The organism is Psychrobium sp. 1_MG-2023 (genome assembly GCF_030689115.1).
In the GTDB taxonomy this organism is placed as follows: Bacteria; Pseudomonadota; Gammaproteobacteria; order Enterobacterales; family Psychrobiaceae; genus Psychrobium.
Window position 1 is genome coordinate 1 of sequence record NZ_JAUYVJ010000006.1, and the last position, 12,488, is coordinate 12,488.

A 12,488-nucleotide genomic window follows, 5' to 3' on the forward strand; every position below is an offset into this window, starting at 1 on the left:
ATCCTGAAAGGGTTTAATTCAGGAACTTTGTGTGGCTGTTAAGTGCGAGATTCCGGCTAAAAGCATGCCGGAACGACGATGTTAAGGTGCCACAACCTGTCATCCTGAAAGGGTTTAATTCAGGAACTTTGTGTGGCTGTTAAGTGCGAGATTCCGGCTAAAAGCATGCCGGAACGACTAGGTTAAGGTGCCACAACCTGTCATCCTGAAAGGGTTTAATTCAGGAACTTTGTGTGGCTGTTGAGTGCGCGGTTCCGGCTACAAGCATGCCGGAACGACGATGATGTGGAGTCCCCACCTCGTCGTCCTGAAAGTGTTTTATTCAGGATCCCGCCTTGTGATAACAAGAGAGATTCCGGCTACAAGCATGCCGGAACGACGATGATGTGGAGTGCCCCACCTCGTCGTCCTGAAAGGGTTTTATTCAGGATCTCACCTTGTATTAACTAGGGCGATTTCGGCTAAAGGCATGCCTGAACTTCAGAGTTAGCTATTTGGTTTTTGGCAAAATAACATAACGACCATTAAAAACTGCGCCTGCTTGATCGCTATCGCCACTGTGCATATTAACACTCAACTCAATGCTCACTTTTTCTCCTTTACTCAGTGGCAACAAACTGCTCATTTCGATCAAATGGTCAACTTCCCCTTTCGGGTCAGAAACGATAGGTTGACGATACTTAATCTCCCCTGTCGCTAAAACGATACTGCCACTAAGCCCTGAGCACTGTAAACGCAAGTGGATTAACCCCCAGCCAGTTAAAACGGCTTGAGAATAAATCGCACCAGCAAACATGCTTTGGTGAACATTAATACAATTTTTCATGTTTGCAGAAGTGGTCACATGCTTTTTGGTCGCTTGCGAAATATCCAACCCCATGAATTCAGTGAGCGGAATACCCTCATGCCAAGTTGATACCAGCCTTTTCACTGCCTGAGGGAGAATACAGGCAAATGCATCCACACCAACCTGACTAAAGCCAAGCGCCTGCCAAAACCCATTCGCGCTATGTGCGGTTAAACGTTCAAACTCATCATCACTAGCTTGCTTCATTAAGCGTTTTACCAGCGCACGACCAACACCTTGGCCACGGGATGCTTCTGTCACAACCACATCAACCTGTGCTTCATGGTCATGTTGTTGAAATAAAATACCTGCTGCAACAATCTGTTCTTGCTCATTAAAAGCAACGATATACTGCCCTTGGCGAAGCTCGTAGTTCACCATAAACTGGCATAACAACATATTATCGCTAGGTACGGTTTGCCATGTTAACTGCATTGTCAGCCTCTATACTTTCAAAGAAAACGTTACAGGGCCATCATTAGTTAATGACACCTGCATATCTGCACCAAACTGCCCCGTATGAACATCAATATCTATCACCTTACAACGCTCAACAAAGTGCTCATATAACGACTCAGCAAGTGCAGGAGTTGCAGCCGATGAAAAGCCCGGCCTTAAACCTTTTTTAGTGTCTGCAGCCAAAGTAAATTGGGATACTACCAATAACTGCCCTGAAATATCGTTCAAGCTTAGGTTCATCTTATCTTCGTCATCATTGAATACACGATAGCTAGTGACCTTTTTAACAAGTTTATCCGCTAATGCTGGCGTGTCTTCTCGTTCTACTCCTAACAGAACCAATAAGCCCTGACCTATCTCACCAACGACCTGGTTATTAACTTCAACCTTGGCCTGCTTAACCCGCTGAATTAGCGCAATCATTCCTACCTCTTTATTATTAGTATAGCCAGTCGGCCATTTTATCTGTTGCTTGAATTAGTGCGTCGATCACGCCCGGCTCTCCACTAGAGTGCCCAGCACCCGGTACAATTTGTAGCTGACAGTTATCCCACTTTTCGGCAAGTAATTGTGACCCTTCGAGTTTACATACCATGTCATAACGTCCATGAACTAAAACAGCCGCAATCGCCGCTAATTTATCAATATTATCCACGATAAAGTTTTCAGGCATAAAGCAATGATGACTATAGAAGTGGCTTTCTATCTTGGCTAAAGCCAATGCTTGTTGGGTTTGCCCAAAACGGTGCTTGGCATCATGTAGGGGCAACAGGTGAGAAAGCCCCCCTTTCCAAATTGACCACTGCCTTGCCGCACTTAACTGTTCAAATTCGTTAGCTTCAGAGAACAGCCTCCGATAGCCTTCAATAGGATCGCTCCTATCCTCAACAGCCAGCGGATGGCTAAAATCTCGATAGTGATCAGGATAAACTTGTGCAGCGCCCCCTTGTGGAAAGAAACGCCACTCCAAATCTTGTCGCCGTCCGAGAAAAGGGCTTCTAAGTACAAACGCATGAATGTGTTGAGGGTAAGAAAAGCCATAACGAAGGGCCAATTGTGCCCCCCAAGAGCCACCAAAAACTAACCATTTGTCAATACCAAAGCGCTTCCTTACTTTTTCAATATCTTCAACCAATTGCTCCGTATTATTCTCTGCTAATTCACCGTATGGCAACGATTTACCACAACCGCGCTGATCAAATAAAATAATACGATAGCGTGCTGGATCAAAAAATTGAGATAATCGTTGCGAACGACCTCCTCCCGGCCCCCCATGTAACACAATAACAGGGATCCCTTCTGGATTACCGCTTTGGGAGACCGACAGCGTATGTAATAACGAAACATTAACAAAGGTTTCGCTATAAGGCTTTATCGCTGGATATAGGTTGTGCATCTACTTCCACCTCAGTTAAGTGTGAAGGTTGAGCGGAGTCGTGCTCATCAAGAACAGGAACCAAATCTGGCTCTTCAGCTTCTTCTCCAGCATAAAACTCAGGTAAGCCAGCCGTTAGCTCAGCGCCAATTAACACCACAATCCAAGATAAGTAAACCCAAACAAACAAAATTGGAATGGCAGCTAACGCACCATAAATTGCTTGATACGATGGAAAATTACTGACATATAACGCGAAGCCTTTCTTGGTTAACTCAAATAAAAGTGCAGCCACAATCGCACCAACCAAGGCATCTAAGAACCTAACCCTGACATTAGGTACCATCAGATAAACCATCAAAAATGCCAACACCGAGAAGAATAAAGGCAGCCACCGTAAGAAGAATGACATCACACCACTAAACACGCCTTCTTCAAGCCCTCCAAGGCTTAATACATAAGAAGAAATAGCAATACTAGCACCTAAGAATAATGGGCCGAGTGTTAACACCATCCAATAGATCGAAAATGATATCACTAGCGGCCTTTTCCGTGGGCTGCGCCATATTTGATTCAACATCTTATCGATATTTGAAATCAATAGCAGCGCAACTACAACCAAAGCAACAATACTGATCGCACTCATCTTTGAAGCGTTATCAACGAACTCAGCAATATTTTGCTGGACCACATCCCCCGCCGCAGGAATAAAATTCTCATACACATAACCTTCAATTTGTGTTCGCATTGAGCTAAACACTGGGAAAGCGGACAGAACAGAGAACACTACCGATAGTAAAGGGACGATTGACAATAATGAAATGTAAGCGAGGTAGCCTGCGACAATCCTCAACTTATTTTGTTTAGCGCGCTGAAAGATATGCACCAACAAATGCGGGATGCTAGAGAAACGTGAAACAACCTTGTTTAATGAGAAAGAATTATCCAATTGGTTAACCTTTTATAAAAGTCCTAATATTTTCTTATCATACCAATCCACATAAATTTGTTACAATATTTTGTATTGTAATAGTATTTAGCCACATATCGTTTTATGCTAAACCGCTATATAGAATGAAGAAAATAATTTCAATGAAGTAGCTATAAGCATAGCAGCTACCACTATCAATAATAAGGATAAAGTGAATGTTAAAGTCCCTGATCATATCAGTTGCACTATTTAGCTTAGTCGGTTGTCAGACTGCGATGTACAGCGCAATGGAAAAAGTTGGTTTTCATAAACGTGATATTTTAGTTGATCGAGTTGAAGACGCCCGTGACGCACAAGATGATGCGCAGCAACAATTCACCTCCGCATTAGATGAGCTAAGCACACTGATAAATTTTGATGGCGGTGATATCGAAGACGTCTACAACACGTTAAATGATCAATATATTGCTAGCCAAGATGCCGCAGATAATGTGTCAAAACGCATTGGTAAAATAGAACATGTTGCCGCCGCACTTTTTGACGAGTGGGAAGAAGAAATAACTCAATACACTAGCGATAGTTTCAAGCGCAGCAGCCAACAACAGTTACGCAGCACCAAGCGTTCCTACGCTAAGCTAGTGAAATCAATGCGCCGCTCAGAGTCAAAAATGGCACCAGTACTAAACTCACTAAAAGATAATGTGCTGTATTTAAAACATAATCTAAATGCCAGTGCGATCAACGCCATTGGCTTAGAGTTTAAAACTCTCCAGAAAGAAATTAAAGTCTTAGTCAATGAAGTCAACAGCTCTATTGCTGAATCGAATAAGTTTATCGAGCAACTCAATACGAAATAAATTGATTCCTTAAACAAGCAACTAATACTCCTACAAGCGATGTAGGAGTATACTAGGACTCTTTATCAACGCCCAATGGCGTATTTCCATTAATTAGGCTAACCATCATGAGTATCGAAGCGACACTACAGCTACGTAGCAATTCACAATGCGAGCTGTGTAGTAGTAATAGCAACTTAACCGTTTACGAAGTTCCACCTACAGAAGCCCATTCAGATAAATGCGTATTGTTGTGTGATAAGTGCCATGATGAAATCACTCAAGCTGAGCGCTTAGATGTAAACCACTGGCGCTGTTTAAATGACAGCATGTGGAGTCAGGTTCCCGTTGTTCAGGTGATGGCTTATCGTATGCTAACACGCCTAATTAACGCTGGTGAGACTTGGGCACAAGATTTACTTGATATGCTTTATCTAGATGATGAGACGCTTGCATGGGCTAATAAAGGCAGTGCCGAGTTAAATAATGAAGAGCCACATCTTGATAGTAATGGGGCCGTATTATCAGCTGGTGATAATGTCGTTCTTATAAAAGACCTAGTGGTCAAAGGCGCAAACTTTACCGCAAAACGTGGAACCGCAGTACGCGGTATCTCTTTATCCCCAAACCCAGAGCACATCGAAGGTCGTGTTAATGGAACACGTATCGTGATCATCACTCAATACGTGAAAAAGATGTAAGCAGAACATCACTTTATTTGAGCCAGTGTTCGCACTGGCTTGACTAGACTGGGCTCCAGTCCACCTAAGCCCTTAAATACACTTAACATTGGGTTATTATTTCTAATCATCGCCTCTCCAATTAGCTTTGAACCCAATAAACTATAATGACCTTCATCATAATAGACAGGGAAGCCTCCCAAGTACGGCGTACAGTGCTTTTCATCACATAGTTCATTACGAGGGTCAAAATAATAGGCATTTTCATGATTCACCGTTTGCTGCTCAATAAAACGATTTATTGCATAGTTTTGAGTTGGAATACTAAAGCGCAGCGGGCTACACTCCAGATGAGGTAATCGAACCCGCCTAATCTCACACTCACTATTAAACGCAGCAAAGTAAGGGATTCGTGCAAGTACTATCACCCTGTTAACCTGTGATGATAAATGCTCGATACTCTTTGCCAAATCATCTCTAAATCCCTGCCCCCCATGTTTTTCATAGCTTGTCCACGCCCCGCCAATAATGACCGTATCAAACTCTTGAATAAAAGGTTTTACTTGATCACGATAATGCTGACAGTTTTCCCGCACTTTGAATTTAGGCCAATCGATAGGCTGATCTAAAAATAAAATCGGGCACGAGCTCACCGTAATATTACGGATCGAGAAGTTATACTCTTGTGCAAAAACGCGGAGCATTCCTAAATAATGAGCGGCATTAGAGTCGCCTAGCAATAGCACTTTAGGTTGCTCTTTTTCTGGGTAAACACAACGACTTTCCGTTAATGAACTTGCGTTAAACGTCGTATATTGACAATTATACTGATAACGCCACGCCGGCTTAATATCTATTGCAGCCTTGTAGGCATCCCATGAATAAAAATAATTAAGTTGATAGCGAATAATAAAGGTAAAGCCCACAGCTACAATCGATAAGGCTACTGTGGGTACGAAAAAATAACGTACAAAGACCTGACGAGTTGGTAACGTTAGTACCCGCAGTGGCTGCTCTACCAAGTAATAGCTAAGTTGTGCTAACGCAAAGGTTAACAAGAAAGCCGCAATGCCTATCGTTATCGTTATTTCAATAAAAGCATATTTCATTAATGCCAACAGTGGCCAATGCCACAAATAAGCAGAGTATGAAATCAGGCCAATCCCCGCCATGATGGTTGACGCTAAATAGCGATGGACCACCGTTTGAGATGTGGTTCCAGAAGCAAGTAACAAGACAACTCCAAGCACCGCTGGAAGTGCACCAAAACCGGGAATAGCATCCCCTTCATCAATCAAAAATAAGCTTGAAAAGATCAGCAGCAACCCAATCATCGCCATGCTCAACAGGGTGGATTTACCTAAGCGAGTACAATAGCCTTGGTCAATGGCCAATGCCAAAGCTCCTCCCGCCATCAGCTGCCAAGCTCGCGTCGGTAACATGTAATAGGTCAACGCTAGAAACGACGATAACAACCATTGCGCTAACAACAGTGAGAGTAAAGCAACGGCCACTACTATCGCTAACCGATATTGGCTAACATAGCGATGACACACTAAGCCACTTAATGCCAGTGGCCAAATAAAATAGAACTGCTCTTCGACACCTAATGACCATAGATGCAGTAATGGCAGTTCAGCACTATCACTGGCAAAATAGCTAGTATCGACAAACAGGTAGGCATAAATGTTAGATGCTGAAAACAAGGCGGCGAATAACGACTGTGCATAATTAAAAAAGTCATTTGGCGCTAGAATAATAAAACTCACTACAGAGGTCACAGTAAGCATTAATAACAGGGCTGGTAACAATCGTTGCGCCCGTCGTCGGTAAAACCTAACGTAATCAACACGCCCAGTACGACTGATATCTTTGAGCAGTAGCTGGGTTATAAGATAACCCGATAAGACAAAGAACATATCAACCCCTAAAAAGCCTCCTGGCAATAACTGAGGGTTGATATGAAAAATAACAACAGCAATAACGGCAATAGCTCTCATGCCGTCAATGTCAGAACGATATTGTTGATTATCCATGCGTTAGCCTATGTTCCTTTGTTACATAAGCTTAGACGAAGATAGAGAAAAAGTAGAATCAGGGACGCCGTTAAAGCGTTCGCATTATCTTTTCGCCTTGGTTAGGATGGTATCAAGACGATTTGCAAAATTTTGACGATCGGTTTGGCTTAATGGCGCAGGGCCACCAGTTTGTACGCCACTTGAGCGCATCGTATCCATGAAGTCTCGAATATTCAACCGTGCCTTTATGTTTTCTGTCGTGTGGAGCTCACCTCGTGGACTCAATGCTTGGCCACCTTTTTCAATCACTTCAGCGGCCAGAGGGATATCACCCGTGATGACTAAATCCCCTGCGGCTAATCTTAAGACAATTTCATCATCTGCAACATCAAAGCCAGAGCTTACTCGCAAAGTATTAATATACGGTGATGGCGGTACAGATAGTCCCTGATTAGCAACTAATGTCATTTCTGTCTGAGTGCGATGAGCCGCACGATAAAGTATCTCTTTAACCACAACCGGGCAGGCATCGGCATCAACCCATATTTTCATTTTTAGCCTTTTTCTAAACTAGGAGCACTGGCAAAAAAGTTTACCACATAATCCGCTTGTAGCCTTTTCCATCTTTGATCTTCTGGTTGAACAGGTTCAGCACTCAGAATACACACTCGCTCACCTTGCTCAAGTAATGCGCTTAATCGTTCATAAGAAAATACATCATCAACAAGTTCAGTCTCGGCATCACGACGGATTAACTCAATAACATCGGCACCAACATCTTGATTAAAAAAAGCAAAGTCTGCTTGCTGCATATAACGTAATGCGGCTAACGAAAGGCGATCTGAATTCGTCGGTGCCTCTACCACATACAGCTCACCTAGTGTGACAGCGTCATTATCAACCTGTTGAATTAATTGGTTGAAAGTTGCTTCTTGCTCTTGTTCATCAGTAATTTTACTCGATAAGAAAAAACGCTCCCAAAAAGCTCGACGCTTTGACACACTATCAAGTAAGCCCTTTATAATCTTGCGCTTACGCCCAGAAAATCGAGCTAAACTCCCTAATGTATTCGGGATCAACGTCTCTAAACGTTCACGCCAATAACGCACCAGCACGGGTGCGTCCCCTTCACTACTAATTGCAAACACCATCGGGCTGCGATCAATAATTGACGGTGTAATGAAATGGCAAAGCTCTGGAGAATCGACAACATTAGCAAAGATACCAAGTTGCTTTGCTTGTTTGCTAATCTGTTGATTAACTTTCGAATCTGAGGTTGCAACGAACACTAACTGCCTACCTGGTAATAAGGCCTCATCATAATATTGTGCTAAATGAGTTACCCTGCCTAACTCGACTTGCGCTGCAATACCATTAGACAGATCAGGAGACACAACCGTAATACTTGCAGGGGTCTTTAATAATAATTCCATTTTACGGGTGGCCACTTCGCCCCCACCCACAATTAAAACATCAAGTGTCTTTGCATCAACAAAAATTGGAAAATAATTCATCATTAACCCTTTTTAAGCATCACGATTCACAATAGGCTGCAAATATCCATTTTCATTAACATGTGCAGGGTCAAATTGATCAACAACCTGACCAATAACAATAAGCGCTGGCGGTTTAATATTATGCGCTTTAACTAGGTCCGGTAATGACTCCAAATTACCTCGAATAGTACGTTGCTGTGGGCAGGTACCTTTTTCTATAACAGCTGCGGGAGTCGATGCTAAACGCCCGTGCTCAATTAGCTTCTGGCTGATGATAGGTAACGAGTTAATTCCCATATAGAAAACGACGGTTTGACTATCATTACTTAATGATGTCCAAGGCAAATCAAGCTCACCTTCACTCTGTAAATGGCCAGTGATAAAACTACAGCCTTGAGCAACACCACGATGAGTTAATGGAATGCCTGCATAGGTCGTGCAAGCTGAAGCCGCAGTCATTCCAGGAACAACATGACAGCTAACGCCTCGCTCTAATAAGTATTCAGCTTCCTCACCACCACGACCAAAGACAAAAGGATCACCTCCTTTCAACCTGAGCACTTTTTTTCCTGCCAATGCTTGCTGCGCTAGAACCTCATTGATCCCCTCTTGAGGCAAGTGATGCTTCGCTTGCTTTTTCCCCACATAAATTTTTTCACAATAAGCTGGCAATAGATTCATGATTTCTTCACTAACTAAGCGGTCATAAACAGCCACTTCCGCTTGTGTGATAATACGTAATGCACGAATCGTTAATAACTCAGGATCACCTGGCCCAGCCCCAACCAAAGCAACTTCGCCTGCTTTTAAGGTGCTCTTCTCAGCTATTTTTTGCATTACATCATTCATTACTTTTCTCGGTCATATTGCTGCTATTTCCTGCAAGCTTATACCCAAACAGAATATGTAACAACAATTAAAGAGAAATTAGTTATATTAAAATTAGGCAAAAAAAATCACTAACATTACAGTTTAATGTTAGTGACTCTTATATAAGTGCTTTTTATAAAGCTTAATGAACGACGCCACCGCCCTCGTCAAACATGATCCCTTCTAATTGTGTAAAAGCTCGCTCTTGCCCGGGTAAATTAAACAACACCATTAAGATTACCCACTTTAAATCATCAACCGAGAACTCTTTGTTCTCAATTTCCATCGCTCTATCAATGACCATTTCACGGGTATCAGGGCCTAACACATTGATACATTCCAAAAAGTGTAAAAAGCCACGGCACTCAAGATCAAGGCGCATCATTTCTTGCTCGGTGAAAATACGGATTGAGCTAAGGCCATGCTCTCCGAGCGGCACATAATCTTGATTATCTTGCATTGATGCTAAGCGCTCAATCCAAGCCAAGGCTTTATAGACGGTTTCTTTTTGAAAGCCCGCTTCGGTTAATTCTTCAGTGAGCACTTTATTATCCATCATCACATTCATCTCGCTATGAATATAGTTCTCAAATAAATACATAAGACATTTGAACATCACGTATCTCCTTTTATTCGGATATAACCACCAGATACAGAAGTAATAAAACCAGACAGCTCTAAATGTAATAATCGCTCTAATACTTTATCTATAGTGATTTCGGTACGTAAAACAATTTGATCGACTGATGTAACCTCAAACCCAATATTGTCTAATACAATATCAAAAGGAAATTGAGCTTGAGAGGCTAAACGGTCAACATTCTTATGTTGCTGCGCTACCTGCGACAAACTATTTACAGGTAACTCATCTAAAATATCGGCCGTTGTAGCTATAAGTTTAGCACCTTGGTTAATTAATTTATGACAACCTGACACTTTTGGATTATTTATTGAGCCAGGAACAGCGAAAACCTCTCTATTTTGCTCTACCGCGAGACGCGCAGTTATTAACGAACCACTTCGGTTTGCGGCCTCAACGACAACAACCCCCAACGATAAACCACTCACTATTCTATTGCGTCGGGGAAACTGTGGAGCAAGCGGAGGCACATCAGGCCAAAACTCTGAAACTAATAACCCTTGCTGTTCAATCTGCTTCGCTAGTCCCTGATTTGTCTTAGGGTAAATATTATTAAGACCGCTCCCGAGCACAGCAATGGTTTTTCCATTAGCCGCCAAAGCTCCCTGATGCGCATAGCTATCGATACCGGCAGCCAAACCACTAGTCACGGTAAACCCAGCCCCAACTAATTCATAAGCAAAACGCTTCGCACTTTCTCGACCAGAAATTGTCGCTGCACGGCTACCTACGATTGATATTTGCTTATCCGATAGTAAACGACAATCACCACGGCAGAATAATAGTAATGGCGGTGATCCAATCTCTTTCAACAGTACAGGGTAATCATCATCGTAATAACTAATGATCTTATTCAAATTATCCTGAGCTAACCATTGGTATACAGCGGACAATTTATTGAGAGGAGGTTTTGTAAGGTGATCGATTTGTTTATTGTTAAAACCAAGTTTAGCTAACTCAGCTTTCGACAATGTAAATAAGTCAAACGGTGAGCATCCGCGTAGTTTTTGCTCAAGTCGATAAACGCCAAGTTGCGGCAGGCTATCTAAGATTAATAATTGAGTAGTTCTATCCATGAGTGTCTCCTTAGCTCCATGCGCCGAAACTAGTCGCAAAGGAGAACACCGTGTATCTAAATTGTATTTTAGTTACGGGTTAATTAAATCATCACCTGTACGAATAGGTCGGTCAATTTTGGTCACTAAAGCATAGCTGATATTTTCAAAGCTTCTGAAAACCATCACCTGCCCACGGTAAACATTCGGTAAACGTTGTACTTCATCGTCAACAAAGTATGCTTTCACTTTATCGTAACGACGATAGTTTGCAGGGTCCCTTACTTCTCCATCTTCACCAACAAATTGAATCTTTCCTGGCTGGAATACTGAAAAAACACTGCCTGCGTTAATACCTTGCTGAGTACCACCATCGATAATGACCACATCATTTTGCCCCGCTTCTCGAAAGTGCTCCGCTGAACCGACAATCGATGAACGGATATGCTTAGATGCAGCTTTTGGCATGAAGTACAGTGGTAAATCATCTTCCACTAGCGGCATCATCACTTGACCGTTACTGACTTCACTTTCCACCGACAACAAACTTAAACGGCTAATAGCAGCGGACATTGTAACGCGAGCAGTAGCAACAAGTTCTAACTCTTGTCCTAGATGTTGCTGTGTTTGCGGTGATATAAAGTGACGCCCCTTGCGGTAAATCCCATACTTAACGCCTTGTTTTAAAGTTTGATTAGCAAAAATAATATCACTCTCTTGATAATAAATAGCATCTCGCTCACTACCAACTAAAATCGGCAGTTCATCAACTTTACTCGCTGCAACTACGCGCTGATGGGTTAAGTAATGTTCAATATCTTTTAATGCCACCGTTGGAATAGGACGACGTTTATTACTCTTTCGACCATGGCGTGTCATCGTCAAGGCAGGCTTGGCTTGGTTAACAATTAAACGAGGCTTGCCATCGACATAAATTAGACTAATTTTATCGCCAGGATAAATCCAATGAGGATCGGCGATTTGCGAGTTATAGCCCCAAAGTTCAGGCCAGCGCCAGGGCGTATTAAGAAATTTTGCCGAAATGTCCCATAAGGTATCGCCTTTCACCACGATATATTCAGTTGGTGAGTTTTTCTTGACCTGTAATACATCAGCATGACTATTTGCAATGAACAAGAAAGCCAATGAAATAAAAACCAGTCGCAACATAGCAACATCCTTGTGTAATTAATTGGGATAACAGCGTTTTATAAATATATTTAAGCAACCCAAGCTGGATAATTCAACAATGAAGTTGCGATAACTCCCACTTAAACCAGA

General features: G+C 42.3%; 13 protein-coding genes. 2 read left to right on the plus strand and 11 right to left on the minus strand.

Annotated features, from left to right (window positions below):
- Positions 1–490: 490 nt before the first annotated feature.
- The 4 genes from Q8W26_RS04390 to Q8W26_RS04405 are packed head-to-tail and all read right to left on the minus strand — an operon-like array spanning position 491 to position 3,630.
- Entirely contained in the window at positions 491–1,282 is a 792-nt protein-coding gene (locus Q8W26_RS04390; protein WP_101213617.1) for a YiiD C-terminal domain-containing protein, read from the minus strand.
- A gap of 9 nt (positions 1,283–1,291) precedes the next feature.
- Positions 1,292–1,729 carry a D-aminoacyl-tRNA deacylase gene (gene dtd, locus Q8W26_RS04395; protein ID WP_101213616.1) on the minus strand — a complete coding sequence of 146 codons (438 nt, stop codon included), beginning with the start codon at positions 1,727–1,729 and terminating at the stop codon, positions 1,292–1,294.
- Between the two features lie 16 nt (positions 1,730–1,745).
- Positions 1,746–2,702, minus strand: coding sequence for a prolyl aminopeptidase (gene pip, locus Q8W26_RS04400; protein ID WP_101213615.1), 957 nt, complete (start codon positions 2,700–2,702; stop codon positions 1,746–1,748).
- Positions 2,668–3,630 (minus strand): virulence factor BrkB family protein, encoded by a 963-nt coding sequence (locus Q8W26_RS04405; protein WP_101213614.1) that lies wholly within the window; start codon positions 3,628–3,630, stop codon positions 2,668–2,670. The genes pip and Q8W26_RS04405 overlap by 35 nt, the downstream gene beginning before the upstream one ends.
- Positions 3,631–3,827: 197 nt before the next feature.
- On the opposite strand from Q8W26_RS04405, the gene Q8W26_RS04410 reads away from it, so the two are divergent.
- Together Q8W26_RS04410 and Q8W26_RS04415 are read left to right on the plus strand one after the other, a co-directional pair.
- Positions 3,828–4,469 (plus strand): DUF2959 domain-containing protein, encoded by a 642-nt coding sequence (locus tag Q8W26_RS04410; RefSeq protein ID WP_101213613.1) that lies wholly within the window; start codon positions 3,828–3,830, stop codon positions 4,467–4,469.
- 107 nt (positions 4,470–4,576) lie between these two features.
- Complete coding sequence (locus Q8W26_RS04415; protein WP_101213612.1) at positions 4,577–5,149, plus strand: alkylphosphonate utilization protein; 573 nt, start codon at positions 4,577–4,579, stop codon at positions 5,147–5,149.
- Positions 5,150–5,157: 8 nt separating this feature from the next.
- On the opposite strand, the gene Q8W26_RS04420 is transcribed toward Q8W26_RS04415, so the two are convergent.
- The 7 genes from Q8W26_RS04420 to Q8W26_RS04450 all read right to left on the minus strand — a co-directional run bounded on the left by Q8W26_RS04420 (position 5,158) and on the right by Q8W26_RS04450 (position 12,377).
- A complete protein-coding gene (locus Q8W26_RS04420; RefSeq protein WP_101213611.1) occupies positions 5,158–7,164 on the minus strand; it encodes an acyltransferase family protein in 2,007 nt (668 codons plus the stop codon).
- Between the two features lie 84 nt (positions 7,165–7,248).
- Positions 7,249–7,698: a YaiI/YqxD family protein gene (locus tag Q8W26_RS04425; RefSeq protein ID WP_101213610.1), complete on the minus strand. Its 450-nt coding sequence runs from the start codon at positions 7,696–7,698 to the stop codon at positions 7,249–7,251.
- A gap of 2 nt (positions 7,699–7,700) precedes the next feature.
- Entirely contained in the window at positions 7,701–8,663 is a 963-nt protein-coding gene (locus Q8W26_RS04430) for a siroheme synthase (protein ID WP_101213609.1), read from the minus strand.
- A gap of 9 nt (positions 8,664–8,672) precedes the next feature.
- Positions 8,673–9,479, minus strand: coding sequence for a uroporphyrinogen-III C-methyltransferase (gene cobA / locus Q8W26_RS04435; RefSeq protein ID WP_305472410.1), 807 nt, complete (start codon positions 9,477–9,479; stop codon positions 8,673–8,675).
- Positions 9,480–9,654: 175 nt separating this feature from the next.
- The gene (locus Q8W26_RS04440; RefSeq protein WP_101213607.1) at positions 9,655–10,128 is read right to left on the minus strand and encodes a DUF494 family protein; all 474 of its coding nucleotides are present in this window, start codon (positions 10,126–10,128) and stop codon (positions 9,655–9,657) included.
- Complete coding sequence (gene dprA / locus Q8W26_RS04445) at positions 10,128–11,228, minus strand: DNA-processing protein DprA (RefSeq protein ID WP_101213606.1); 1,101 nt, start codon at positions 11,226–11,228, stop codon at positions 10,128–10,130. Before dprA ends, Q8W26_RS04440 begins: the two co-directional genes overlap by 1 nt.
- 72 nt (positions 11,229–11,300) lie before the next feature.
- Positions 11,301–12,377, minus strand: a complete 1,077-nt coding sequence (locus Q8W26_RS04450) for a LysM peptidoglycan-binding domain-containing protein (protein WP_305472414.1) — start codon at positions 12,375–12,377, stop codon at positions 11,301–11,303.
- Between the last annotated feature and the right edge of the window lie 111 nt (positions 12,378–12,488).

Bases quoted from the DNA above. Each gene is read 5' to 3' on its own strand.
- Q8W26_RS04390 (WP_101213617.1), bottom strand. From the start codon at position 1,282: ATGCAGTTAACATGGCAAACCGTACCTAGCGATAATATGTTGTTATGC.
- dtd (WP_101213616.1), bottom strand. From the start codon at position 1,729: ATGATTGCGCTAATTCAGCGGGTTAAGCAGGCCAAGGTTGAAGTTAAT.
- pip (WP_101213615.1), bottom strand. From the start codon at position 2,702: ATGCACAACCTATATCCAGCGATAAAGCCTTATAGCGAAACCTTTGTT.
- Q8W26_RS04410 (WP_101213613.1), top strand. From the start codon at position 3,828: ATGTTAAAGTCCCTGATCATATCAGTTGCACTATTTAGCTTAGTCGGT.
- Q8W26_RS04415 (WP_101213612.1), top strand. From the start codon at position 4,577: ATGAGTATCGAAGCGACACTACAGCTACGTAGCAATTCACAATGCGAG.
- Q8W26_RS04420 (WP_101213611.1), bottom strand. From the start codon at position 7,164: ATGGATAATCAACAATATCGTTCTGACATTGACGGCATGAGAGCTATT.
- Q8W26_RS04425 (WP_101213610.1), bottom strand. From the start codon at position 7,698: ATGAAAATATGGGTTGATGCCGATGCCTGCCCGGTTGTGGTTAAAGAG.
- Q8W26_RS04430 (WP_101213609.1), bottom strand. From the start codon at position 8,663: ATGATGAATTATTTTCCAATTTTTGTTGATGCAAAGACACTTGATGTT.
- cobA (WP_305472410.1), bottom strand. From the start codon at position 9,479: ATGCAAAAAATAGCTGAGAAGAGCACCTTAAAAGCAGGCGAAGTTGCT.
- Q8W26_RS04440 (WP_101213607.1), bottom strand. From the start codon at position 10,128: ATGTTCAAATGTCTTATGTATTTATTTGAGAACTATATTCATAGCGAG.
- dprA (WP_101213606.1), bottom strand. From the start codon at position 11,228: ATGGATAGAACTACTCAATTATTAATCTTAGATAGCCTGCCGCAACTT.
- Q8W26_RS04450 (WP_305472414.1), bottom strand. From the start codon at position 12,377: ATGTTGCGACTGGTTTTTATTTCATTGGCTTTCTTGTTCATTGCAAAT.